Origin of the sequence: Sphingomonas brevis (genome assembly GCF_023516505.1) — a bacterium.
Taxonomy (GTDB): Bacteria; Pseudomonadota; Alphaproteobacteria; order Sphingomonadales; family Sphingomonadaceae; genus Sphingomicrobium; species Sphingomicrobium breve.
In genome coordinates, this window is record NZ_JAMGBB010000001.1 from 2,224,926 (window position 1) to 2,248,653 (window position 23,728).

The 23,728-nt window shown below is 62.1% G+C and carries 19 protein-coding genes and 1 tRNA gene; 15 read left to right on the top strand and 5 right to left on the bottom strand.

The window, feature by feature from the left end; genetic code table 11:
- Window positions 1–19 precede the first annotated feature (19 nt).
- The 5 genes from LZ518_RS11525 to LZ518_RS11545 are packed head-to-tail and all read left to right on the top strand — an operon-like array spanning window position 20 to window position 3,970.
- The gene (locus tag LZ518_RS11525) at window positions 20–925 is read left to right on the top strand and encodes a cytochrome c oxidase subunit 3 (protein ID WP_249916124.1); all 906 of its coding nucleotides are present in this window, start codon (window positions 20–22) and stop codon (window positions 923–925) included.
- Window positions 922–1,284, top strand: a complete 363-nt coding sequence (locus tag LZ518_RS11530; protein WP_249916125.1) for a DUF983 domain-containing protein — start codon at window positions 922–924, stop codon at window positions 1,282–1,284. Before LZ518_RS11525 ends, LZ518_RS11530 begins: the two co-directional genes overlap by 4 nt.
- Window positions 1,281–1,877, top strand: coding sequence for an SURF1 family cytochrome oxidase biogenesis protein (locus LZ518_RS11535; RefSeq protein WP_249916126.1), 597 nt, complete (start codon window positions 1,281–1,283; stop codon window positions 1,875–1,877). Before LZ518_RS11530 ends, LZ518_RS11535 begins: the two co-directional genes overlap by 4 nt.
- Entirely contained in the window at window positions 1,870–3,096 is a 1,227-nt protein-coding gene (locus LZ518_RS11540) for a M16 family metallopeptidase (protein WP_249916127.1), read from the top strand. The genes LZ518_RS11535 and LZ518_RS11540 overlap by 8 nt, the downstream gene beginning before the upstream one ends.
- Before the next feature lie 10 nt (window positions 3,097–3,106).
- Window positions 3,107–3,970: a class I SAM-dependent methyltransferase gene (locus LZ518_RS11545; RefSeq protein WP_249916128.1), complete on the top strand. Its 864-nt coding sequence runs from the start codon at window positions 3,107–3,109 to the stop codon at window positions 3,968–3,970.
- On the opposite strand, the gene LZ518_RS11550 is transcribed toward LZ518_RS11545, so the two are convergent.
- The 3 genes from LZ518_RS11550 to LZ518_RS11560 are packed head-to-tail and all read right to left on the bottom strand — an operon-like array spanning window position 3,960 to window position 5,544.
- Complete coding sequence (locus LZ518_RS11550; protein WP_249916561.1) at window positions 3,960–4,580, bottom strand: heme exporter protein CcmB; 621 nt, start codon at window positions 4,578–4,580, stop codon at window positions 3,960–3,962. The genes LZ518_RS11545 and LZ518_RS11550 overlap by 11 nt on opposite strands.
- Before the next feature lie 14 nt (window positions 4,581–4,594).
- Window positions 4,595–5,149 carry an ABC transporter ATP-binding protein gene (locus tag LZ518_RS11555; RefSeq protein ID WP_249916129.1) on the bottom strand — a complete coding sequence of 185 codons (555 nt, stop codon included), beginning with the start codon at window positions 5,147–5,149 and terminating at the stop codon, window positions 4,595–4,597.
- Entirely contained in the window at window positions 5,146–5,544 is a 399-nt protein-coding gene (locus LZ518_RS11560) for a metallopeptidase family protein (protein ID WP_249916130.1), read from the bottom strand. The genes LZ518_RS11555 and LZ518_RS11560 overlap by 4 nt, the downstream gene beginning before the upstream one ends.
- A gap of 144 nt (window positions 5,545–5,688) precedes the next feature.
- Here LZ518_RS11560 and LZ518_RS11565 point away from each other — a divergent pair.
- The 4 genes from LZ518_RS11565 (at window position 5,689) to LZ518_RS11580 (ending at window position 8,215) form a co-directional block, all read left to right on the top strand.
- A tRNA-Ser gene (locus tag LZ518_RS11565) sits at window positions 5,689–5,779 on the top strand.
- Between the two features lie 141 nt (window positions 5,780–5,920).
- A complete protein-coding gene (locus tag LZ518_RS11570; RefSeq protein WP_249916131.1) occupies window positions 5,921–7,102 on the top strand; it encodes a tyrosine-type recombinase/integrase in 1,182 nt (393 codons plus the stop codon).
- 376 nt (window positions 7,103–7,478) lie between these two features.
- Window positions 7,479–7,661 carry a helix-turn-helix domain-containing protein gene (locus LZ518_RS11575; RefSeq protein ID WP_249916132.1) on the top strand — a complete coding sequence of 61 codons (183 nt, stop codon included), beginning with the start codon at window positions 7,479–7,481 and terminating at the stop codon, window positions 7,659–7,661.
- A gap of 8 nt (window positions 7,662–7,669) precedes the next feature.
- A complete protein-coding gene (locus tag LZ518_RS11580; protein ID WP_249916133.1) occupies window positions 7,670–8,215 on the top strand; it encodes a hypothetical protein in 546 nt (181 codons plus the stop codon).
- A gap of 32 nt (window positions 8,216–8,247) precedes the next feature.
- Here LZ518_RS11580 and LZ518_RS11585 read toward each other — a convergent pair whose 3' ends face one another.
- Entirely contained in the window at window positions 8,248–13,353 is a 5,106-nt protein-coding gene (locus LZ518_RS11585; RefSeq protein WP_249916134.1) for a hypothetical protein, read from the bottom strand.
- A gap of 144 nt (window positions 13,354–13,497) precedes the next feature.
- On the opposite strand from LZ518_RS11585, the gene LZ518_RS11590 reads away from it, so the two are divergent.
- Window positions 13,498–14,016 carry a DUF2280 domain-containing protein gene (locus tag LZ518_RS11590; protein ID WP_249916135.1) on the top strand — a complete coding sequence of 173 codons (519 nt, stop codon included), beginning with the start codon at window positions 13,498–13,500 and terminating at the stop codon, window positions 14,014–14,016.
- 10 nt (window positions 14,017–14,026) lie between these two features.
- Here the strand turns inward: LZ518_RS11590 and LZ518_RS11595 are convergent, their stop codons facing one another.
- Complete coding sequence (locus LZ518_RS11595; RefSeq protein ID WP_249916136.1) at window positions 14,027–14,272, bottom strand: helix-turn-helix domain-containing protein; 246 nt, start codon at window positions 14,270–14,272, stop codon at window positions 14,027–14,029.
- Between the two features lie 113 nt (window positions 14,273–14,385).
- On the opposite strand from LZ518_RS11595, the gene LZ518_RS11600 reads away from it, so the two are divergent.
- The 5 genes from LZ518_RS11600 to LZ518_RS11620 all read left to right on the top strand — a co-directional run bounded on the left by LZ518_RS11600 (window position 14,386) and on the right by LZ518_RS11620 (window position 23,718).
- Complete coding sequence (locus LZ518_RS11600; RefSeq protein ID WP_249916137.1) at window positions 14,386–14,658, top strand: hypothetical protein; 273 nt, start codon at window positions 14,386–14,388, stop codon at window positions 14,656–14,658.
- A 290-nt stretch (window positions 14,659–14,948) separates the two neighbouring features.
- Window positions 14,949–15,599, top strand: coding sequence for a hypothetical protein (locus LZ518_RS11605; RefSeq protein ID WP_249916138.1), 651 nt, complete (start codon window positions 14,949–14,951; stop codon window positions 15,597–15,599).
- A gap of 330 nt (window positions 15,600–15,929) precedes the next feature.
- Entirely contained in the window at window positions 15,930–19,433 is a 3,504-nt protein-coding gene (locus LZ518_RS11610) for a helicase-related protein (RefSeq protein ID WP_249916139.1), read from the top strand.
- A 16-nt stretch (window positions 19,434–19,449) separates the two neighbouring features.
- Window positions 19,450–22,341, top strand: a complete 2,892-nt coding sequence (locus LZ518_RS11615; RefSeq protein ID WP_249916140.1) for a DUF1156 domain-containing protein — start codon at window positions 19,450–19,452, stop codon at window positions 22,339–22,341.
- Between the two features lie 9 nt (window positions 22,342–22,350).
- Window positions 22,351–23,718, top strand: a complete 1,368-nt coding sequence (locus tag LZ518_RS11620; RefSeq protein WP_249916141.1) for an AAA family ATPase — start codon at window positions 22,351–22,353, stop codon at window positions 23,716–23,718.
- Window positions 23,719–23,728 lie beyond the last annotated feature (10 nt).

The window sequence follows — 23,728 nt, forward strand, 5'->3', positions numbered from 1 at the left end:
CACAGGGAATCCGTACATCATGGCTGGCACCAAGAACCACGATTATCACATCCTTCCGCCCGATCAGTGGCCGATCATCGGCGCCACCGCGGCCCTGTCCTTCTTCGGCGGGATGGTTATGTGGATGCACGACAATCCCTACGGCAAGTTCCTCATCCTGCTGGGGGTCATCGGCATCGCCGTGACCATGTTCAGCTGGTGGGCCAACGTCATCCGCGAGGGCAAGGCGGGCGATCATACTCCGGTGGTCCAGCTTCACCTGCGCTACGGCATGATCATGTTCATCGCCTCGGAGGTGATGTTCTTCGTCGCCTGGTTCTGGGCCTTCTTCTCCTCGGCATTATTCCCGGCCCCGGTCGAATTCGTCGACGGGGCGGTCCAGCACATCGCAGACGCCGCCGCCGCCGCCCATTGGCCGATGAAGGGTATCGAGGTGCTCGATCCGTTCGGCTTCCCGCTGCTCAATACCTTCATACTGCTCTGTTCGGGCACTACCGTGACCTGGGCACATCACGCGATGATCCACGGCCATCGGGGCGGCGAGCTGAAGGGCCTGTGGGGAGCGCTGGGCGTTGGCGAGAATGACGGCCTCAAGAAAGGCCTGTGGCTGACCATCGCGCTGGGCCTGCTGTTCACCTCGATCCAGGCCTATGAGTATATCCACGCGCCGTTCGGCTTTAAGGGCAATATTTACGGTGCGACATTCTTCATGGCGACCGGCTTCCACGGCGCCCATGTCATCATCGGCACCATCTTCCTGATCGTCTGCCTGATCAGAGCATATAAGGGCGACTTCACGCCGAAGCACCACTTCGGGTTCGAAGCTGCCGCCTGGTACTGGCACTTCGTCGACGTCGTGTGGCTGTTCCTGTTCGTCTCCATCTACGTCTGGGGCGGCTGGGGGGCGCCGACCCACGGCGGATGAGCGTAACCGCGCCATCGCTGGCGGCGGCCAGCTTGGAGGGGCTTTGCCCTCGGTGCGGAGCGAAGACCCTGTTCGACGGACTGGTTCGGTTCGCGCCGGCCTGCCGCGCCTGCGGCCTGGATTTCGCCGGCTACAATGTCGGCGACGGGCCGGCGGCGTTCCTGATCCTGATCGTCGGCGCAATCGTCGCCACCGCGGCCATCCTGCTTGATCAGGTCGTGGGCCCGCCCTGGTGGGTGCATCTCGTCTGGCTGCCGGTCGGGGCGGCCCTGACCGTGGGCGGCCTTCGCATCGGCAAGGCGGCGCTGCTGTTCCAGGAGCGTAAGCACCGCGCCCGCGAAGGCAGGCTGGTCGAATGAGCCGCAAGCTTCCCTTGATCCCGACGATCCTCGTCGCGCTGGCCGTCCTGACGATGATCGGGCTAGGCGCCTGGCAGCTCGAACGGCGCAAGGAGAAGGAAGCGCTGCTCGCAAGCTATGCGGCAGCCGCTAACCTGCCGCCGATCGGCTGGCCCTCGATCCCGCCCAGGGAGCCGCTGCCCTTGTTCCGCTCGGCCACCGGCAATTGCCTTTCGGTCGTCGGATACCGGACCGCTGCCGGACAGAACCGCAATGGCGAGCCGGGTTACCTGGTCATTGCCGATTGCCGAACCGGCGCGGAAGGACCGGGCCTGTCGGTCGAGCTCGGCTGGTCCAAGGACCCCAATGCCGGCCGCAACTTCCAGGGCGGGCTGGTCAGCGGGGCGATCGCGCCGGACAAGCTTAGCCGGATGCGGCTGGTTGCCGCCGTGCCGGGCCCCGGCCTGATGGCCAGCGCGGTGCCGTCACCCGCGATCATTCCCAACAACCATTTGAACTACGCCATCCAATGGTTCCTGTTCGCCGGGATCGCGGTCGTCATCTACCTGCTGGCCTTGCGCCAGCGCTGGCGTAAGGAAGCAGCCAATGGCTGAGCTGACCCGCCTTTCCAACGGCCTCACCGTAGCGATCGACCCGATGCCCGGTGCACAGTCCGCGGCGATCGGACTTCACGCCTTCGTTGGCTCGCGTTCGGAAGCCGACGGCAAGGGCGGGCTCGCCCATCTGGTCGAACATATGGTGTTCAAGGGCGCGCGGGGCCGCGATGCCCGCGCCATCGCCGAGGCGATCGAGGATGTCGGCGGGACGCTCAACGCCTGGACTTCGCGCGACCAGACCAGCTTCCACGCGCGGACGTTGGCTCCCGATGTCGGCCTTGCGCTCGAGCTGATCGCCGATCTTGTCCGCGCACCGAAACTCGACGAGTCCGAGTTGGAGCGGGAGAAATTGGTCATCCTGTCGGAGCTTGGCGAATGCCTCGACGCGCCCGACGACCTGATCCACGACCGGCTGTTCGAAGCGGCATTCGGAGACCAGCCGTTAGCCCGCTCGGTCCTCGGGAATGAGGGCACGATCCAAGGGCTTGGCCGCGCCGATTGTGTCCAATGGCTGGCTGAGCAGTACCGGCCCGACCGCCTCGTCATCTCCGCCGCCGGGAAGGTCGACGCGGGCCATGTCCTGCTCCTCGCCGAAGCGCTGTTCGGCGATCTGGAAACCAGGGCAGCGCCCAAAATCGCGCCGGCGTCATTTCTCGGCGGCACTCGATCAGACCGGCGCCCGGCCGAACAAACCCACCTTGCCCTGGCCTTCCCTGGCCTGCCTGCGTCCGATCCCGGGGCGCCGGCTCTGTCGCTGTTCGCCCAGGCGGTCGGCGGCGGCATGTCGTCGCGGCTGTTCCAGGAGCTGCGCGAGGAGCGCGGGCTGGCCTACTCCATCTATGCCTGGACCCAGGGCTTCGCCGACACTGGCCTGTTCGCCATCAACCTGGCCGCCGACAAGGCCCGGGCGACCGAGGCGCTCAATCTCGCTCTGGCTGCCGTCAACCAGGCCGCGGTCGACCTCAGCGACGCGGAGTTGAAGCGCGCCAGGGCCCAGGTCGAAGCGGCGATCCTGATGGCGCTTGAGACGCCGCAGGGCCGGGCCGATGCCATGGCCCGCTCGATCGAGATTTTTGGCCGAATCATGACCGTCGAAGAGATGCTTGCCGAGCTTCGCGCCGTCGATGCGTCAGCGGCACGGGAGGCTGGGGCGGCGATGCTGGCGGGGCCGCGCGCCATCGCGTCGATCGGCGGCAAGCTCGCCCTCGCTGCCTGATGGCTCCGGCATGAGCGATCTCAAGACAATTATCGCCGAGCCTTGGAATGACTGGGGCCTGATCGACAGCGGCAACGGCCAGAAGTGGGAGCGCTACGGGCCAATGACCGTGGTCCGCCCGGAGCCACAGGCGCTGTGGGCTCCTGCCCTGGATGATTGGTCACCCGACGCCACTTTCGTTCCCGCATCCGACGAAGAGGGTGGGGGTCGCTGGGTCCGCCATAACGACTTGCCGCGGGACTGGCCGCTCGCCCGCGATGGTGTGCGCTTCCACGCCAGCCTTACCCCGTTCCGCCATCTAGCCTTTTTCCCCGATATGGCGCCGCAATGGGACTGGATGCGGGAACGCGCCGATGGCGCGGAAATCATGAACCTGTTCGGCTACACGGGTGTCGGTACTCTGCTGCTTAGCGAGGCCGGCGCAAAGCTCGTTCACGTCGACGCCTCGAAGAAGTCGGTTGAGGGCGGGCGCGCCAATGCCGCCCTGTCGGGCCTGGCCGAACGTCCAATCCGGTGGATCGTCGACGACGCTGCCAAGTTCACCGCGCGCGAGGTTCGGCGCGGACGCCGCTATGACGGAATTCTGCTCGACCCGCCAAAGTTCGGTCGCGGGCCGGAGGGCGAAGTATGGCGGCTGGAAGAAGATCTGGCGCCGCTGCTGGCCGATTGCCGCAAGCTGCTTGACGCCGACAGCCGGTTCCTGGTGCTGACCGTTTACGCGGTGCGAATGTCGGCGTTGGCGATCGGCGAGCTGATGCGCCAGGTCACGGCCGATCTTGGCGGAACGGTCGAGTATGGGGAAATGGCGATCCGCGAGGAAGCGCGAGGCTTGCTGCTTCCGACGGCAATTTTTGCGAGATGGTCTAAGTCCTAGAAGCGCGTATGGCAGCGCCGGTCACAAACGGCGCTCCGGCCAACAGCAAAAGCGAAATCGCCGCTTCAAGCTTCAGTGCAGAGCTTTCGCCGTCTCCTGTCGCAGCCGCCCCGAAGATCACCAAGGGCACCGCCAGCGGCACTATCAGCAAGCCAGCCAATTGCCCCGCGCGGGGAAGGCCGGCGGTCAGGCCCGCCACCGCCACCGCCAAGGCGGCCAGGGCCGGCGTTCCGATTGCCAATGAAATGAGGGTTCGAGCCAATGCCGGTCCGTCCAGGCCGACCAGAAAGCTGCCCGGCACAGCCGCGACCAGCAGCAACGGACCGAATGTCAGCCAATGGCCGATCATCTTGGCAGCGCCAACCGCTTCTTCGGTCGTGCCGGCCAGCGCGAGCTGGTCAAGCACGCCATCCGCCCGATCCGGCTCGACCAGCCGTTCGACCGGCAGCAGCGCCGCGGTCAGCGCCGCGATCCACAGCGCGCCACTCCCGATACGCGCAAGCAGCCTGGCGTCCGGACCGACCGCGAATGGAACGATGGCCGCAACCAGCAGGAAGAAGGCCAGGGGCAGCCACGCCGCGCCGTGTAGCCCGCGCCGCACCTCGCGCATGATCAGCCGGCCGGTCACCCGCCAAGCTCCAGGCTGTGCCATTCCCCTGCCAGCGGCAGATGGCTGGCCGCCAAGACTGCTCCGCCGCTCGCCCGGTGCGCAATGATGGCGCGATCGAGCTCGCCGACGCCCTTGCGATCCAGCCCATTCATCGGCTCGTCGAGCAGCCATAGCGGCGCACCCCTGGCGACTGCCCGCGCCAGCCGCGCCCGTTTGGCCTGGCCGGTGGACAGGAGGCGCACCGGCACATGCACCAGATCTCCGAGCTCGAAGGCGGTAATGGCCTCGCCAAGCCGCGGCCCTTTCCAAAAGGCCAGGGCCTGGCCAAGTGGCAGTTCGCGGTCGAGCGCCAGTCCCTCATCGGCCAGCGACGCATTGGCACGCTCGATCTTGCCCGCGTCGGGCCGCAACAAGCCGGCGACGAGGCGTATCAGGCTAGACTTTCCGCTGCCGTTCGGCCCGATGACGTGCAGCGCCTCTCCGGGGCGCAGCTCCAGGTCGAGGCCCTCGAACAGCAGCCGGCCGCCGCGCACCAGTGCCAGCCCATCGCCCTTCAGGAGAGGCCTCATTCCTGCTCCTCCAGGACATGCATATCCTCGTCGCTGAGGCCGAAATGATGACCGACTTCGTGGATCAATATGTGTCGGACGAGATGTTCGAACGGCTCGCCCTCTTCGCACCATTCGGCGAGGATCGCCTGGCGAAACAGGCGGATTCGGTCCGGCAGGGTTCCTGACGTGTCGACGCTGCGCTGACCGACCGGGATTCCTTCATAGACGCCGGTCAGGTCGAGCGGGTGCTCGATCCCCATTTCGGCCAGCAGTGCGTCATCGGCATATTCGTCGACCTGAAGTACGACATGCTTGAGATGGGCCGCGAATGGCTCGGCCAGGCGGTTCATCGCGTAACGTGCGATCGTCTCGATCTCGTTAGCCGAAGGGGGTTGGTCGAAGCGCCGCGCCATGGCAGCCGCATAGGGGCTTATTTGCCCACGCGGCAAGCTTGCTCCCCGGCGAACTCGCCTCTAAACGACCGCTCTCTCCAGGCGCATTGGATTGCGCACCCGATTCACGCCCGATGCTTCGCATCGACCGATCGGATGCGATGCGGAGCGGTGGCCGAGTGGTCGAAGGCGCTCGCCTGGAAAGTGAGTATACGGCAAAACCGTATCGAGGGTTCGAATCCCTCCCGCTCCGCCACTTGCTTGTTTTCTGGCAGCCCCTGACTCCCCACAAAAGGCCCAGTTTCCAGAGAAGAATTGTGTCTAGACGCCTCCGGTCAGTTGTTGAAATATCTCAGCAGCCCCGATATTGTGTGGGAAATAATGTGGGGAAAGGCAGATGGGCAAGCTGACCGCTACCGGTGTTAGGGCCGCTCTTAGTAAGCCTGGCCGCCATATGGACGGTGATGGCCTGTTCCTAGTCGTCGGCGCCCGCGGCTCCGCTTCATGGGTTGTCCGGGTGCAAAAGGGCGGCCGCCGCCGCGACTTCGGCTTGGGGTCAGCTCGCAAGGTTGGCCTTTCTCTTGCTCGCACCAGAGCGGCGGAAGTTCGATCTCAGGTTGAGGCTGGTCTCGACCCGGTTGTGCAGCGGCGCAAGGCGGCGGGCATTCCTACGTTCCGCCAGGCTGCCGCTCTAGTTCACGCTGAACACAAGAAGACATGGCGCAACGGAAAGCATCAGGCGCAATGGCTGCGCACGCTAGAAGTTTACGCATTCCCAGCGATCGGTGACCGGCTAGTAAGCGAGATTGACGGACCCACAGTCCGCGACCTGCTCGGCGAGATATGGCTCGACAAACCGGAGACCGCTCGAAGGGTGCGGCAGAGGGTAGGCGCCGTGCTCGATTGGGCCTTCTCGAAAGGGCATCGGTCGGAGGAGGCGCCGATGCGCTCGCTATCAAAGGGCCTACCGCGCCAGCCGAAAAGGGCGGGCCATCTTGCCGCCATGCCGTTTACTGACGTTCCGGCCTTCATGACACGCCTCCGAGAGAAGGAGACGTTCGGCAGAATGGCGCTGGAGGCTGCCATCCTCACAGCAGCCCGCTCAGGCGAGATCCGCGGCGCGACGTGGAGCGAAGTCGACCTTGAGAAGGCACTTTGGACCGTCCCTGCCAAACGCATGAAGGCGGGGAGAGAGCACGTCGTGCCGCTGTCCCCGGCCGCTAAAAGAGTATTCCAGCGCGCTGCGGCGCTTAGAACAGAAGGCTCACCATTCGTTTTTCCGGGGTCGCGCCGGAACAAGGGCATGAGCGACAACACACTTGTTAAAGTCCTGCGTGACATGGACGAGACCGTCACGGCGCACGGGTTTCGATCTAGCTTCCGCGATTGGGTCTCCGAGGAAACGACCTTCCAAGGAGAGTTGGCCGAAGCAGCACTGGCCCACACGATCGAGAACAAGGTGGAAGCTGCCTACCGTCGCGGCAATCTTTTGGAGAAGCGGCGGAAGCTTATGGATGCATGGAGTAGCTACTGCGGAAACGCCGGCGCGAAGGTCATTCGCATCGCCGACCATCAATGATCGGCAACCCAGCCTCAAAGCGCGGTGGTCGCAGACCCGGAGCAGGACGCCCGGGCGTTATTCCGTTGAAAAACCGACTTCAAATCGGAGCGGCTTGCGAGAGGGATTGGCAGGGTCAGTCGCGCGGCCATGGGGTCAATAATTGGGGCATCCGGGATAGCATTATTGATCACCACGCCGAAAAGGCCAGTCGCTTCTATGGCGTCAGAATCACTAGGCGGATGGTTGCGTCCTACTGGACGGCCTATCGGAAGCAGGTCAGCCAACATTCCGGCGTTTGATTAGTGTCGAGCGTCTTTGCCTTACTGCCGAAGGCCGTAGTTATGTCCTGCCGCCTGTCGACGACTCGGTGTCGTCGGTTTGCGGAGAAATCGAAATGAACGTGTTGCTCGCATCAATTCCCGAGGCTCAGCGTGCTCTCGGTATCGGCCGTTCGACGGCCTACCGGCTCATCCAAAATGGCCGGCTGGAGACTATCAAGATCGGACGCAGGACCCTCATCACGATCGCGTCCATTCGGGCGCTCGCGGGTGAGCCAAATCAAAATGATGAGGGTTGAGACCGGCGATGGCGGGCCGCGGCTGGTTCATCATGTATCGTGGCTGGATGTCTTCGGACGATTTTCGTCCCGAGCCATTTAGCGAACGAGAGGTATTCATCTGGTCAATCGAGAACGCGGCTCACTCGCCGCATTTCCAATGGTTCAATGGCCTCAAGATCTTTGTCGAACGTGGGGAGTTCGCAACCTCTATTCGCATGATGGCCCAGCGCTTCTCGTGGACGGAAAAGCGCGTCCGCACGTTCATGGAGCGTATGTGCAGAGTCCAAAAGTGGGCGCGGCGCACGGCTCAATCGGGGGCGCAGTCTCCAACTATACTAACAGTTTGTAATTACAACGAATATCAATTTGCAGGATCCGGGAACGGCACAGCCGAGGGCACATCACAGGGCATTCGTCGGGCGCATGGACGGCACATCGCAGGCACACAACAGGATGAATGGGGAAAGAATGGAATAGGAATGGAAGACAATGAATGGAATCTCTTGTCGCCGATGCGAAAAGCCGAGTTAGAATTCTTGCGGGGCATACCTAAACCGGTCTTCAAAAAATGATGATTAACCATCATGCCCGCTGGCGAAGCAGTTCATTGTTTCGGCCTGACCAGGTCCTGTTGCAGGAAGGCGGCGCCCTTGACGCCCATCTCGATCAGCGTGTCGGCCGCTTCGACCACAATCTCGCGCTCGCCAGCGGCGAGGGGTTTGGCGGCGACCAGTTCGCGCAGAAGCAGGACGAGCCGTTCTCCATTGGAGGCATGGCTCCAGAACTTCCGTTCCGTCTTTCGCGCACTCACGACGCGCTGGATCCAGTCTAGCCCGGGCTGCGGCAGCAGCCGGTCCGAGCGGGCGCGCAGCAGCGCCAGCAAGGCGGTGAAGGCCGTTTGTTCGGTCGAGAAGGCTGTGGCCGCACGGTCCAGCGCCGGGATGGCGGCGTCGAGGTTCGGCCATTCCTTGTCGATACCGCACACCATCCCGTTGGCAATCGCGCAGTAAAAAGAAGAGATTGCCATGCCACGGTCGTGCTGGCGGGCGTCGAGGGGGGCACCGCTCCAGCCCGGGCGAGCGATCGCCCAGTCGACGAGCAATTCCCATGTTTCCAGCGTCCCCGCGTCGAGAACATCCTGACGGAGCATACGGTCGATCATGAAGTTGCTCATTACGATGTCCATGACTTCGACGGGAGCTGAGCCTTCGGCTGCATTGAGTCGCGCGATGAGCAGTGTTCGGACCTCAGCGGTGGGGAGCAGGGCGATGAGACGACCGAGCCACCTGCCGAAGGCATGTAGCCACTCATAAGGCGTGTCACCGCGTTCGCCCCTCTTGCCTAACGAGGCAAGGCCCCATTCGAGCGCGCCGGCGGCGTGCTCGATCAGAGCGTCTCGGGTGGTCGGATCGAGCATTGGCTCGATCTGCAATTTCAGCGCGTTGGCGTGGAAGTTCCAGTAGTAGATTTCGCTCCGATTGCTAACACCGGCCGTTGCAGGCGTCGAATGAGGGCTTGGCAGGACGCCTTCGGCCATAATGGACTCAGCTTCATCGGAGAATCCTGACTGTTCCTTCGCCTCGGCCAGCGACCAGTGAAGCCCATGCTCGATTTCTTGGGTTCTTGCTGCCCTCTGTGTAGCGAGGCAGAACAGTCTCCAGACCATGTCTGGCGCGACCTCAGCGAAAAGCGGTGCCGCGTCGTAGACGGCTTCCACGACCTTATCGATGGGATCGACAGCAAGTTGCAGCAGCGCTGCCCGCCACTCCGTGCGGGACGGGTCGCGCTGGAGCAGCGCTGCAAAGGCGTTAGCTGCCATGGCAGGCGGATGGCCGCTGACATGCGAGCCGCGATATGAGAACTCGTCCCGACTTTCGGCTATGGTCGCGGCTCGCCGGGTGACGTCGACCACCTTCGCCTCGGCCTTGGCCCAGAGGTCGTCTTTGGCGTGGCGAGCGAGCACGGCAGCCGTGGCGGACACGGCGGATTGGGCGTTGTGCAATCTCATGTCAGCGATCGGCGCCACATCGTCGAAGAGGTCGTCGGCATCCAGCGAGACCATCTCGTCATACGCTTCCTCCAGCCCGATGTCGGCTCCGGGCTTGCCATCCTCCACGGCCTTGACAGCCCAGAGGTATAATCTGAGCACGCGACCGAGCGCCGCATGATCCGCCAGCATCGCCTGGTGCTTTTCGGACGAGGTGTATGGCGGCTTCATGGAGATGTAGGTCTTGCCGTCGATCTCTTCGGTCACAAGATTCGCAGGATCCGCCTGTTGACGTAGTGGCTCGTAGGCATCGCGAAGGGCCTGTGCGCGCGATGGGTCGTCCCGCTCTTCAGCGGTGGCATAAGGAATACGGTCGAGGAAGGCGGCAATTTCGGCCGCGTATTTCGCCCTCACTTCGTCCGGCGCAAGCCCGGCAAAGATCACTGCCAGATCTCGCACCGTGCGCTCGCGGTGAGGGAGCCGGTTAAGCGCACGCAGCGCGCTGGCGAACACGGTTGCGCCGCCCCAATAGCCGATCTCGTTCGATGGAGATTGCGTGTCGCCGACCTGCCGGCTGAGATCCCACTGCCAAAGCGCGGGATGTGTCCCGATGGCAAGTGAGACATGACTCGACACCGACGCGTTGCCCGCGAAGCAGAGGCCGGCACAGATTCCCAGGACGGCGTTGCACTCGTTGCCGCTTGCGATCCGAAGGCATAGTTGCTCGATAGCGTCGCCTGCGCTTGCACGCTCATGCGCCCAAGCATCGAGTGCAAGGAGCGCTGTATCTAGCATATGGACGTGCGAACCACCGCGGAACCAGCGGTAGGTCCCGTCGTCGCCCCAGAACTCCCAAGGTCCCTCGCCAAGGTCGATGGCGATAGGGATCGGTGTTTCGCCAGTCTCCCGCCACGAGCGCCGCCAGCCCTCCATAGCATGGTTGCAGACCCTGCGAATTAACCCAAGACCGATTTCGGGATCGGCGCGCAGCAACTGGAGGAATGGGGGTCGTAAGGGGGAGGCGGGATAGAAGTCCTGCGTGTCATCGAAGCCCAGCGTCTCCGACTGCTCTCGCATAGAGGAATAGCGGTTATCGCGCCTGCGGTCGTGGTCGAGGAAGTAGGCGCGCTCGATAAAGTCCGTCATCTCGGGTGCAAGCGCATCGGCGACGCTGGCGCTTGCACCGACGATCTGCTTGCGCACGCGTTTGATGGCACGGTCGGAAATGCCGGACAAATAATCGCGAACGACTGCCGGTGCTCCTGAAGTGCATTTGAGCAGTAGCGCGCGGGCTTGCTCCCCTCCCGAACCAGCGTCGCGCTCGTCCGAACTATCCCCATCCCCAAGCAGTTCCAAAGCCCATGCGGCGATTTCCGGCACGTGGGCATAGGTTGCCAACGCGGCTGGAATGGCAGTCACCCAAGCATCAAGCAGCGGAAGCAATTCGCCGTTGAGGGCCGCCGGCAGGCATCGGAAGCGAGGCGCCAGCCAAGAGATCAGACGCATCCAGCTAATGATCTCTGGACCTGCGCCTTCAGACGCGTATTGCTCGCGCTCGTCCCTGGTCAGATCGGGAATAAGCTTTTCGTCCAAGAAGCGCAGGTCGCGGACGGTCTCGGTCGTGCGCACCGAGAGGATTAGGCGTCCAAGAAGTTGAGCGTCGTCACGGAGGAGCACTGGCTCGATTTTGTCGAGCATTGCTTGGCTGTGGACCGACCGGACAGGTGCAGCAAGGACGACCCGACTCCAAGTCGCGCGTAGGTCGCTGACGCCGACGGCGCCGAGCAGGTGCGCCCAGTCGTCACCTCGGTCCGAACGTTCGAGAAGGACGGCCGCCAGGAGCTGAAGCGGGCGCGCCAACTGGAGATCTTCGCCGCCGTCCCGGAGCGCCTGGGCGATTTCGCCCTGTCGCGTCCGCAACAAGCGCTCCAGAATCCACTCCTCGTAGATGTCGTGGGCGAAGGCGACGGTGACGCCCAGGTCAACGTTGCGCAACACGTTCGCCTGAAGCAGTTCGTCTACAGCCACCGGATCGAGGCTGCGGATTGCCATCGGCTGTCCGGCCCGGACTAGCAGTTGCTCACCTAGCGCCAGCAGCACGTTGCGCCTGCCCTGGGCGGGTGCGAAGTCGACGTCATCGACTCCTCCGTGCTCCCACCATAGTTCGACCAAATCGACCTCCGAACGCACCTCCCTGCCCGCCGCCACCGGCAACTTCGATAGAGCGTCGAGGAAGAAGGGGCGCCGAAGCACAGTGTCATAGTTGCGTGGATCGGCGAGAAGCGGACGCAGCAGGGGAAGCGCCTTCGCGGCCTCGCCTGCTTCCCCATCGTCGAAAGCTTCGACGCGGATCGTCGTCGAGAGCAACTTCGAGTTTGCTTCGGGATCAAGCCAGCCGTCCACCCGCTGCGCATTCTCCTCCCGCATCGTCATGACCACCCGCCAGTCGTCGAGATCCGGGGTGTCGGCGATTGCCTTCAGCAGGTCGTTGATGGTGATCTGAACGGCCGGGTCCATCTTATCGGCCCCGTCGATGAACAACGTCCGCGAACCGCAAAGGCCGAACTCGCGCAGGACCGTTTCGAGCGAAGTAACCTTCCCGAACTTCTGGACATGGGCTGGCCAGCCGCCGCCGGTTACGCGCAGATCGCGCAGGACGAGGATTGGCGCCCCGGCAGGCTCGTCGAGCGCGAGCAGCTTTAGTAAAGCTGACTTGCCGGTTCCGTGTTGGCCCACGATGCGCAGGAGTCGGGCATCGACGCGTGCGTCCGCCACTGTCGAGAGTAGCGCATCACGGCTAATCTTCTTGCCGCCGATGGTGTCGCGGATGCTGGCAACGGCCAGACGCGACTCAATGTCGAGCGCATTAATCAATTCGACATGAGCGCGGTCTGAGCCGATCGTATGGCCCTCGGCTTGGAGTTCGCGCACCACGGTGGCACGATCGACGCCGCCGCCGCTCGGAATGATCCGGCTGGCCATCGCGGTCAGGCTGCTCAGGACCTGCTTCGCCTCGGCCGGCCCCCCTGCGACGGGCGCTAATCGGTCAAGGGATCCGAGGCGATCTCGCGATGCTTCTTCCTGGTCGAGGTCAAATGCCACGATGGTGAAGCAGCGTAAGAAAGCGATGATTTCGTCGTCGGTCGCGTTGGGGTCCTTGGCCTTCACCAGAATTTCGAGGACGCGCTGAAATTCGCGCTGGTCGTTGTTTGATCCCGTCGGTGCAGCCAGTCGCTGGCGAAACTGGGAAGCGTCCGCGGCGTGCCGTGCGCGGGCGAGAAGCGGCTGAATGCTGCGCTCAAGCTTGGTGGTCGTTTGACTGACCGCCACGCCAATGCGGTCGGTGGCCGCGTTGAACCCCGTGCGCCGAAATGTATCCCAGGCCCTGGGGATAATGTCCTGCCATTTGTCGTCGCTCTCCGTGAACGACAGGGAGGTCGTGATCTGAAGGTCCAGCCGGGTCGGGGTGCCGTCTGGCAGCCGTCCGTCAATGACCAGGTCATCAAGCGGCGCGCCGAGTTCTGACTGCTGGGTCTTAACCGCCGTTACCGTTCCGAGCATGCCACGCGCGCCCGCTTCCGCGATCATCGCGGCGAGGTAGTGGGTGGTAACTCGCGGCTCTAGGTGGGTGCCGCCCCCTCCGGTGACGTAGACGGTCAAATCGTTCGCGATCTGGTGTACTTGTGGTTCTTGCTGGGAGGGAGATGGAGCCTCGATCGCCATGATGCAACATCGCGCAGCTTTTGGCCGCCAATAGCTTCGAACCCATAACAAGTTATCGCGCTAAGGCGTCCTGAGCCGTGACGGCGCGGCATAAGGGGGCTATGACAGCCATTCCCCCACCTGACCCCCACGAATGGAAGGTCAATGGCAGCACTTTCGGACCGCGAGAAGCACGCAATTGTCACGCTTTTGGCGCAATTCGCGCGGCCTGCCGATGTGGTGGTTCACATGCGTAACGAGTTCGGCATTGAAATCGACCGATTCCAGGTCCGGGCCTATGATCCTACGAACCTTCGATATGAGGGAGGGACCAAGTGGCGGCCGATCTTCGAGGCAGCTCGAGCCGCGTATTTGTCCTCTATCGAAGCCGTGCCCATCGCGCACAAGGCGTATCGCCTGAACATGCTGCAGCGCATGCTCGAAGCCACCATGGCGCATGGCAACTACGTCCTGGCAGCGTCGATCCTGCGGCAGGCCGCTAGGGAAGTTGGACGCGGACCTGCAGAATCGGCTGCAAATTTTGAGGGTCGGAGGTTCGGTCAGGTTTCCGCCGACCAGACCGCAAAGATGGCCGAGATCGCCAAAGCGTTGGCGGAGAAGTTGCAAAGCCTAAGTGCCGATCAATCAGTCCAGGCTTCCGTGGCCGGCTTGCAGGCAGCCTGAGGACAGTCAGTCACATTCCAGCTTCGGCCAGTATCTCTGACGCCTTGCACTGAAGAGCGGCGGCAATTTTGATCACATTGAGCAGGGTTACGTTTCGCTCACCTCGCTCAATCTTTCCCATATGCGAGCGGTCGATGCCTGCATCGGCCGCGAGGGCTTCCTGCGACAATCCAACACTCTTTCGACGAACCCGGATTTCCTCGCCGAGCTGCCGAAGCTGCCGGTCTGCGTCGGTTTTTCCTGAAACACGAGCCACCGAGACAGGGTCGCGAGTTGGCGCCTATCAGGCCACGGTATTTACGACCCAAGTCAGGCGCGATATGTTTGCTTTGCATGCCACGCTTGCCGCCACCGAACAGGCTGAAAGCCATGATCGAACAGGCCATGCGAGAGCGCGCTCCAAAAATGTATCAGCATTTGAAGGCGAAGGGCGAATTGGCCGACGCGCTGGAAAGCAGGGCGGCAGTGACGCAGCAGTCGTTCGAGATTGCGCTGTCGACGGCGAGCGAGCGGGCGTTGCAGCTAAGCCGGAACCTGTCAGATCAGGAAGTGGTCTCAGAAATCAATCAGGCGCGCAACGAAGCGGCGCGGGTTGCACTCGATCAAGCTATCGATTTCACTGCGCCGGAGCCAGGGTGTTAGATACCGCCATTGCTCCGGAGGCGCTGGTCTCGGTAGGAGCATTGAGTCTGGTAATCAGCACGATCGTGGTGGGTTGCCACCTGGTTGCTGTTTTCAGACGCGGAAACGCCGTCGTGTTCAAGCAGGATGAACCTCTCTTACTGGTCTTCTTTTATGCAGTTGTCATAGTCTTCCTGGCTACCGCGCTTGCTAAGTAGCCCCTCAGGTTGGCACTAGGGCGGCCATCGGATCCACTGACAAGGAACGAGCTGCCTGATAAGTTCGGAGGCTTCCCTGGCGAGGAGCGAAACTTGATCGTCACGGCAGCAGAGATGGCTCGTGCGGTGGGCATCGATCCGAAGCGGTTCCGCAGTGCCCTACGAGCGGCGAATTTCCCTTGGCACGGACGAGATCAGCCGTGGTCTGTTGAACAAGGCAGCTCCGAGCACCGGCAATTGGCCGAAGTTCTGGATGGCCTTAGGGCCGGTCTACGCCGGTCCGCAGTGAGCGGAGCGCGCCCAGCGCGGCTTGGAAGCAGGGACGGAAGCGATGAGCATTACATCATCGATCTGTGTGACGAGGTTCTTGGCCAGCGCGCGCATCGAGGGCACAAGTTTGACTTCTTGCGTGGGGATGCGGATCGCAATGGGATCGCCAGGTCGCTGCCTGTTGACGCATACTACCCAGCCCTAAGCCTCGTAATCGAATACTGTGAGCGCCAGCATAGCGAGTCAGTGCCGTTTTTTGACCGGCGCGAGACGGTTTCTGGCGTGGGGAGAGGAGAGCAACGGGCGATTTACGACCAACGTAGGAAGGACATCCTACCCCGAAACGGCATTGCTCTGATGGTGCTAAGTTATGGCGAGTTTGGCCACGATGGTGCGAAGCGATTGCTCAGACGGTCGGAAGATCGTTCGATTATCGAACAGCGGCTTGCGATCGTCTTGGCGGATCGAAGCTAACGGACGAGGGGGTCATGGCGAAGCCAGAAGGGCCTGGGCGCCGAATTATGGTCGAGAGTTATGCTCCCGATCACACGGGGGAAAGCACGGCAGGGTCCACATCCGCCCGGTCGCTGGCTTGGGCTTCGCGACGACCCTAGCAGTTCAGTGTCCAAAGGGGCTTAGCGAAAACTATCCTGTTGGCACTCGGTTCTGGCTATGGGTCCGGTTGACCGATCGCGAAGGAAGCGGCGAGTTTCTTACTGGTAGGTCCGGCGGTTAGAAAGTCGTGTCTTCCTGATTCCAAAGTGAGGCACTACCGGTGTCTGCTTTCCTTCTTAACGGGGTGACATGAACCTGTTTGACCAACTCAAGCCTGGCGCACGCATTCGCGGACTATTCGCATCGGCAGTCGCCGAGGTCGTATCGGTTTCGAAGTTTGGCGCCGATGCGGTCAATCTTGTTTTCCGTGCCGAAGGCCGGGTCCACGAGCGGCTAGTTTACCGCGGTGAAGACGCAGGTTTTTCGATTGAAGAGGCAGGTCACAGCTACTTGTTCGACGCTGATGGCGGACTCCTGCGGCTCGCATCTGAGGCTTACCGCATCCGGCTGGCACACCTGTTCGACCCCTATCTCGCCGTAACCTCATCGCAGATCGAGGCGCTGCCGCACCAGATTACCGCAGTCTACGGTGAAATGCTGCCGCGCCAACCACTTCGCTTTCTGCTCGCAGACGACCCCGGCGCGGGCAAGACGATCATGGCGGGCCTGCTCATCAAGGAGTTGCTGATCCGTGGCGACCTTGATCGCTGCCTCATTGTCGCTCCCGGCAGCCTCGTCGAGCAATGGCAGGAGGAACTGGCCGACAAGTTCTCGCTCGCCTTCGACATTCTCACCCGCGACCAGATCGAAGCCTCGCTCACTGGCAATCCATTCATCGAGAAATCGCGGCTGATCGCGCGCCTCGACATGGCGTCGCGCTCGGATGAGTTGAAAGCCAAGCTAGAAGCTGCGCCCGACTGGGATCTGATTATCTGCGACGAAGCGCACCGCATGGCTGCCTCCTATTGGGGAGGCGAGGTCAAGGAGACGCAACGCCACAAGCTCGGCAAGCTGCTTGGCAGTCGCACGCGCAATTTCTTGCTCATGTCGGCGACGCCGCACAACGGCAAGGAAGCCGATTTCCAGTTGTTCATGGGCCTGCTCGATGCCGACCGCTTCGAAGGCCGCTTCCGCGAGGGCGTACACAAGGCCGACGTGTCGGACATGATGCGGCGCCTCACCAAGGAGGAATTATACCGCTTCGACGGGACCAAGCTGTTCCCGGAGCGCTGCGCCTACACCGCCAGCTACGATCTCTCGCCGCGCGAGGCTGAACTCTATCAGGCGGTTACGACCTACGTCCGTGAGGAGATGAACCGCGCCGACCGCAGCGGCGATGACAAGCGCCGCTCCAACGTTGGCTTCGCACTGCAAATCCTGCAACGCCGCTTGGCGTCTTCGCCGGCCGCTATTCACCGTTCGCTCGAACGGAGGCGCAAGCGGCTGGAAGAACGCCTCCGCGAGGAACTGGTGTTCCGGTCGGGAGGCGGCGCCGGCCTCGGACGCCCTCCGGCTCTACCCGTTTACGATCCCGACGACTACGACGAGGTGCCCGGCGAAGAGGCCGAGCAGGCAGAGGAAGAGATCGTCGATCGCGCAACTGCGGCGACCTCAATCGCCGAACTGGAAGCCGAGATCGTCACGCTGCGACACCTTGACGGCCAGGCGCTCGCACTCAAGCTGTCGGGCGAAGACGCAAAGTGGCGCGAACTCGAATCGATCCTTGACGAACCACTGATGCTTGACCCTGCGACTGGCGCACGGCGGAAAGTGCTGATCTTTACCGAGCCAAAGGACACGCTCGAGTATCTGCGCGACAAGATTGCTGCGCGTATCGGAGATCCCGCCGCCGTTACGGTCATCCACGGCGGAATTGCGCGTGAGGCGAGACGTGCGGCCATTGCCGCCTTCAACTCGGACCCCACTGTGCGCGTGATGATCGCAAACGATGCAGCGGGCGAAGGCGTTAATCTGCAGCGCGGGGCGCATCTGATGGTCAACTATGACCTGCCCTGGAACCCGAACCGGTTAGAGCAACGCTTCGGGCGCATCCACCGCATCGGTCAGACTGAAGTCTGTCACCTATGGAACCTATGCGCAGCCAACACCCGCGAAGGTGAAGTTTACCGCCGCCTCCTGGAAAAGCTGGAGGAGGCGCGCGCAGCGCTCGGCGGCAAGGTCTACGACGTGCTCGGCGAGCTGTTCGAGGGCCACGCTCTGCGCGACTTGCTAGTTGACGCCATTCGCTACGGCGACCGCCCAGAGACCAAGGCCGAGTTGTTCCGCAAGGTCGAGGGCGCGGTCGACGTAGCGGCAATTGAGACGCTGGTCGCTGAGCGCAAGCTGACGACTGAGGGCATGAGCGCTGCCTCGGTTGCTGAAATCCGCGAGCAGATGGAGCGAGCACAGGCCCGGCGTCTTCAGCCGCATTTCATTGGTGCGTTCTTCCGTGAAGCATTCACAATGCTTGGAGGGCGCATCCCGGCGCGGGAAAAGGGGCGCTACGAAATTACCCGCGTGCCGCCGATCCTCAAGGAGCGCGATCGATTGATCGGCCGCGCCGACCCGGTGCTCGATCGCTATGCCCGCGTTACCTTCGACAAGGCCTTCATCGTCGGGCAGCCACAGGCCGAGCTGCTCGCGCCCGGTCATCCTTTACTCGAAGCCCTTGTCGACGTCGTTCTCGAACGCTTCCAGCCCTTGTTGTCGCAAGGCGGAGTTCTCGTGGACGATGCCGACGAGAGCAATCAGCCTCGCCTGCTCGTCTACCTGGAACATGCCATCCGAGATGGGCGTCAGTCGCGCCACGGCGAGCCGCGCGCGATTTCGCAGCGGCTTCAGTTCATACTGCTCGGCGAAGATGGCTCGGCGGAGGACGGCGGCCCGGCGCCCTATCTGGATTGCCGTCCGATCATTCCGGAAGAGCGAGCAAAGGTCGCTGATGCGATTCAGGCGCCCTGGCTATCGGATGACGTGGAGCGGCGTGCGCTTGGCTATGCGATTTCCGAGCTGGTGCCGCAGCACCTGGAGGAAGTCCGCACGCGTCGTCTCGCCGAGGTCGACAAGGTCGAGCGCGAGGTCCGGGCGCGGCTGACCCGCGAAATAACCTACTGGGATGCCCGAGCAGCGCGCCTGCGCGAGGAAGAACGCGCGGGCAAGGAACAGCGCATTAACGCACAGAACGCTGAGGCCACAGCCGCAAGGATGGTTGAGCGACTACACAAGCGCCAAGCCGAGCTAGATGCCGAGCGGCAGGTCGCAGCGATGGCTCCCGTCCTCAAGGGCGCGGCTTTGATCATTCCGGGCGGAATGCTGCGCAAAGGCGCAGACGAGCAAGCAATACCACCACGGCTGTTCGAGTCTGACCCATTCATTCGCGCGGAAACTGAACGGCTGGCGATGGAATCGGTCATTGCCGCCGAGCGTGCGCTCGGCCACGTCCCGCGTGATGTGGCAGCGGAGAAGAAGGGCTGGGACATCGAGAGCCGCGACGGCAAGACCGGCCACTTGCGCTTCATCGAAGTCAAGGGTCGGCACGCCGATGGGCGCGACCTTATCCTCACCAAGAATGAAATCCTTGCTGCGCTCAACTCTCCCGAGCAGTTCGCGCTGGCGATTGTCCGTGTGGACGGTGGATTTGCGGGCGAACCCGTTTATGTTCGAAATTTCTTCGACCGCGAGCCGGGATTCGGGGAGACGGCGGTCGTCTTCAGCATCGCCGACCTGCTTACCCTCGGCGCGGCACCCAACTAAAAAATTCAGGAAAAGAATGTCAGTCACCCCCCGTAAGAAGCTGATCGAGGTCTCGATCCCGCTTGAAGCCATCAACAAGGCTTCGGCGCGTGAGAAGTCGATCCGGCATGGGCATCCTTCGACGCTACATCTTTGGTGGGCTAGGCGCCCGTTGGCGGCCTGTCGGGCAGTGCTGTTTGCGCAACTTGTAGACGATCCCTCGTCCTGGCCTGATCGCTTCCCCACTGAAGCCGAGCAGGACGCGGAGCGCGAGCGGCTGCATAAGGTGATCGCGGACATGGTGCCGTGGGAGGCTTCCAACGACGAACGCATCCTCAACAACGCCCGCTGGGAGATAGCCCGGTCGGTCGCTTGGGGTCTGGGCGAGGAGCCGCCGCCACGAGGCGATGCCAAGGCGATTCTCGGCTTTCTCCAGACCAAGGCGCCGCCCGTCTATGACCCCTTCTCAGGTGGCGGGTCGATTCCATTGGAAGCGCAGAGGCTGGGATTGCGCGCTTATGGATCTGATCTCAATCCGGTGGCCGTGCTGATTGGCAAGGCTCTGGTGGAGGTTCCACCTAAGTTCGCCGGCCTACCGCCGGTCAATCCAAAGGCACAGGCGGAGTCGAAGCATGGCGGCCGTTGGAACGGTAAAGGCGCGCAGGGGCTTGCCGAAGATGTGCGTTTCTATGGTCAGTGGATGCGCGATGAGGCCGAGAAGCGCATCGGCCATCTCTATCCCGCAGCGAAGCTGCCGGAGGGCACTGAAGCGACGGTGATCGCCTGGCTCTGGGCGCGCACAGTTCGCTCACCAGACCCTGCGGCAAAAGGTGCAATGGTTCCGCTGGTTTCTTCCTTCATGCTTTCAACCAAGGAAGGGAAGAAGACGTGGATTGTGCCCGTGATCGATGCAAGCGCACCGGACGGGTGGAAGTTCGAGGTCCACAGAGGCAAATTGGCGAAGGAAGAAGAGGCCCGGCTGAAGAATGGAACCAAGACCGGACGCGGTTCCAACTTCACATGCGTTCTGACCGGGTCGGCGATCTCTCCCGATTATGTGAAAGCCGAGGGCATCGCCGGACGGATGGGCGCTCGACTCATGGCCATCGTCGCCGAGGGCGACCGTTCGCGCACCTACTTGTCGCCCACGGCGGATCACGAGGCTATCGCTGCCGAGGCTAACCCGCCCTGGGTGCCCGACGGCGAATTGCCCGATGATCCGCGCAACTTTTGGACGGTGCAGTATGGTCTTTCGACATTTGCGTCGCTCTTCACCCCGCGGCAACTGCTGGCGCTGACGACGTTTTCTGATCTGGTGGCGGAAGCACGCGAGCGTGCGCTCGCCGATGCCCGCGCCGCCAGGATGGACGCAGACCCTACACCTGTCCACCAGGGCGGCCATGGTGCCACCGCCTACGCTGACGCTGTGGCGACTTATTTGGCCTTTGCGATTGCCCGCAGTGCCGATCGGGGTTCGACGGTTTGCAGTTGGGACAGCAGCCCCAAGATGGAGGCCCTTCGCAACACGTTCGCGCGGCAAGCGATCCCGATGAATTGGGACTATGCCGAAGGAAGCCCTTTTTCCTCGTCGAGTGGTAACTTTCTCTTCAACGTCGAATGGACTGCCAGTGCCTTGTCGCGAGTGCCCGCTGTGGGGGTGGGAGGAATCGGTAATATCAGCGCACCTGCCAACTCATTTCCGATCAAGCCCATCGTAGTCTCAACCGATCCGCCCTATTACGACAACATCGGCTACGCCGATCTCTCCGACTACTTCTATGTTTGGCATCGCAGAACGCTTGCTAAGGTATGGCCCGAGCTGTTCCGGCGTCTCGCCACCCCGAAAACCGAAGAACTGGTTGCCACGCCCTATCGACATGGAGGCAAGAACGAGGCCGAAGCTTTCTTTATGGACGGTATGGGGCAGGCCCTGACGGCCATGCGTAACGCAGCGACCGACAGCGAACCGCTGACTATCTATTACGCCTTTAAGCAGGCGGAAGCCGCACAGGATGGAATAACATCTGCAGGCTGGTCGTCATTCCTGCAAGCAGTGGTCGATTCAGGACTGGTCGTTGATGGCACATGGCCAATGCGAACTGAGATGAGCAACCGCATGATCGGTAGCGGCACGAACGCCCTCGCTTCCTCTATCGTGCTCGTCTGCCGCAAGCGACACAGCGACGCGGGCATCATTACCCGAGCCGACTTCATCCGCCTATTAAAGCGCGAGTTACCGGAGGCGATCGATGACATCCGCAAGGCTGGCGTGGGTCCGGTGGACATGCAGCAATCGGTGATCGGTCCCGGCATGGGTGTATTCTCCCGTCATGCGCGGGTGTTGGAGGATGACGACAGCGCGATGAGCGTGAAAACCGCGTTGGCGATTATCAACCGTGTTTGGGGCGAGATCGAGAACGAGGCCGATGCCGCGCTAGACGCCGAAACGCAGGTGGCGCTTGCCTGGTTCGCCTCCTACGGCTTCGACGCTAAGCCCTCGGGTGAGCTGATCACGCTCGCCAACGCCAAGAATGTGCCCCAGGCGGCGCTGTTCGCCTCGGGTGTGTTCACTGACCTGAGGGGTCGCGCCCAGTTAACGCCGCGCGAGCATTTGCCTTCCGATTGGACGCCGGCTGGAGACAAATCGCTCACGGTGTGGGAATGCGTTCAGCACGCCGCACGCACCCTGCGTGCCGAGGATGGCGGCGAGGAGGCCGCGGCGCGACTGATCACTGAAATGCCGCCGCAGATTGCAGCCGATGCCCGCGCGCTTGCATATCGGCTTTTCCGGGTCGCCACCGACAAGGGCTGGTCGGCTGAGGCGCTCGTCTACAATGAACTTGCAGCGGAGTGGCCGCAGCTAAGCGAATTGGCAGGAAAACTTGCCGACGCCGCGCCACGTGGCCCGGCGCAAGCAGCCCTGCTATAGGCCGGCGCGATGCTGAGATCTCTGCGCTTCACCAACTTCAAATCCTGGGAAAAGGTCGAGCTTAATTGCGCTCGGATAACGGGCGTGTTCGGCACCAACTCTTCGGGCAAGACTAGCCTGCTCCAGTTTCTTCTTCTTCTCAAACAAACGAAGGACACCACCGATCGAGCAATCGCGCTGGAATTGAATGGTGAATTTGTCGAACTCGGCACGATCCGAGATGCAATTTACAAGCACGACGAAGAGCGCTCGATCGATTTTGGTTTATCGTTTCAGCTAGATGGCGATTATTCGCTGGTCGACCCTTCGGGCAAGCGGACTTCGGCAATCACACGCGGAAATGTTCTCGATTTTGGCGCCTTCGTCAGTGTGTCCAAGCGTGCCCCAGCCACCGAATGGATTGCCTATACCCTCGGGAACGTGACTTTCAGTCTCGCGCGGCGAGAAGAGGAATCAACGTCCTTTGAACTTCGAGCAGAGGCAGTCGGAGGCGAGAAATCGACATTTCGCTTCGTTCGAACTCAGGGGCGTCCATGGCAGTTGCCCGGTCCCGTCAAATCCTATGCCTTCCCAGATCAAACGAGGACATTCTTCCAGAACTCCGGTTTTCTAGCAGATTTGGAGTCCATCTATGAGGAGGCTCTCGATCGCATCTACTACCTTGGACCTCTGCGTAATCCACCTGAGCGGGATTACCTCTGGGCGCGATCGCGACCGACAGATGTCGGAACAAGTGGAGAAAAGGCAATCGATGCGATCCTGGCAGCAACCGAAGCGGGGGAAACTCGCAATCTGAAGCCCAAGGCGCACCACGTCCCGTTTCAGGAGATGATTGCCTATTGGCTGCGCGCAATGGGCATGATCGACAGCTTTAGCGTGGAAGAAATTGCTGACGGGTCCAACTTATGGCGCGCGCGCGTTCGAACACGAAAGGGCGCCAGCGAGGTCATGCTCACCGACGTTGGCTTCGGTGTCTCGCAGGTGCTCCCGGTAATCACGCTCCTTCAATACGTTCCGGAGGGGTCAACAGTTGTGCTCGAACAGCCGGAAATACACCTTCACCCTCTCGCTCAAGCAGCACTCGCCGATGTAATCATCCAAGCTGCATTGCATCGAAACGTCCAGGTCATCCTCGAAAGTCACTCGGAACATCTCTTGCTCCGCCTGCAAAGGCGCATTGCCGAAGAGGCAATCTCGGCAAACGACGTGAAACTCTATTTTTGCGACGCCCCACGGGGGGTTTCCACCCTAACTCCATTAGAAATTGATCTCTATGGCAACATCATCAATTGGCCAGATAAATTTATGGGCGACGCATTCGATGAGACTGCCAAAGCGGAGGTGGCGCGCCTTGAGCGAATGAAAGCGGCTGAATGAGCCGCTGTGT

What these genes read in the sequence shown, in the direction of transcription:
- LZ518_RS11525 (WP_249916124.1), top strand. Translation starts at nt 20, where the DNA reads ATGGCTGGCACCAAGAACCACGATTATCACATCCTTCCGCCCGATCAG.
- LZ518_RS11530 (WP_249916125.1), top strand. Translation starts at nt 922, where the DNA reads ATGAGCGTAACCGCGCCATCGCTGGCGGCGGCCAGCTTGGAGGGGCTT.
- LZ518_RS11535 (WP_249916126.1), top strand. Translation starts at nt 1,281, where the DNA reads ATGAGCCGCAAGCTTCCCTTGATCCCGACGATCCTCGTCGCGCTGGCC.
- LZ518_RS11540 (WP_249916127.1), top strand. Translation starts at nt 1,870, where the DNA reads ATGGCTGAGCTGACCCGCCTTTCCAACGGCCTCACCGTAGCGATCGAC.
- LZ518_RS11545 (WP_249916128.1), top strand. Translation starts at nt 3,107, where the DNA reads ATGAGCGATCTCAAGACAATTATCGCCGAGCCTTGGAATGACTGGGGC.
- LZ518_RS11550 (WP_249916561.1), bottom strand. Translation starts at nt 4,580, where the DNA reads ATGCGCGAGGTGCGGCGCGGGCTACACGGCGCGGCGTGGCTGCCCCTG.
- LZ518_RS11555 (WP_249916129.1), bottom strand. Translation starts at nt 5,149, where the DNA reads ATGAGGCCTCTCCTGAAGGGCGATGGGCTGGCACTGGTGCGCGGCGGC.
- LZ518_RS11560 (WP_249916130.1), bottom strand. Translation starts at nt 5,544, where the DNA reads ATGGCGCGGCGCTTCGACCAACCCCCTTCGGCTAACGAGATCGAGACG.
- LZ518_RS11570 (WP_249916131.1), top strand. Translation starts at nt 5,921, where the DNA reads ATGGGCAAGCTGACCGCTACCGGTGTTAGGGCCGCTCTTAGTAAGCCT.
- LZ518_RS11575 (WP_249916132.1), top strand. Translation starts at nt 7,479, where the DNA reads ATGAACGTGTTGCTCGCATCAATTCCCGAGGCTCAGCGTGCTCTCGGT.
- LZ518_RS11580 (WP_249916133.1), top strand. Translation starts at nt 7,670, where the DNA reads ATGGCGGGCCGCGGCTGGTTCATCATGTATCGTGGCTGGATGTCTTCG.
- LZ518_RS11585 (WP_249916134.1), bottom strand. Translation starts at nt 13,353, where the DNA reads ATGGCGATCGAGGCTCCATCTCCCTCCCAGCAAGAACCACAAGTACAC.
- LZ518_RS11590 (WP_249916135.1), top strand. Translation starts at nt 13,498, where the DNA reads ATGGCAGCACTTTCGGACCGCGAGAAGCACGCAATTGTCACGCTTTTG.
- LZ518_RS11600 (WP_249916137.1), top strand. Translation starts at nt 14,386, where the DNA reads ATGATCGAACAGGCCATGCGAGAGCGCGCTCCAAAAATGTATCAGCAT.
- LZ518_RS11610 (WP_249916139.1), top strand. Translation starts at nt 15,930, where the DNA reads ATGAACCTGTTTGACCAACTCAAGCCTGGCGCACGCATTCGCGGACTA.
- LZ518_RS11615 (WP_249916140.1), top strand. Translation starts at nt 19,450, where the DNA reads ATGTCAGTCACCCCCCGTAAGAAGCTGATCGAGGTCTCGATCCCGCTT.
- LZ518_RS11620 (WP_249916141.1), top strand. Translation starts at nt 22,351, where the DNA reads ATGCTGAGATCTCTGCGCTTCACCAACTTCAAATCCTGGGAAAAGGTC.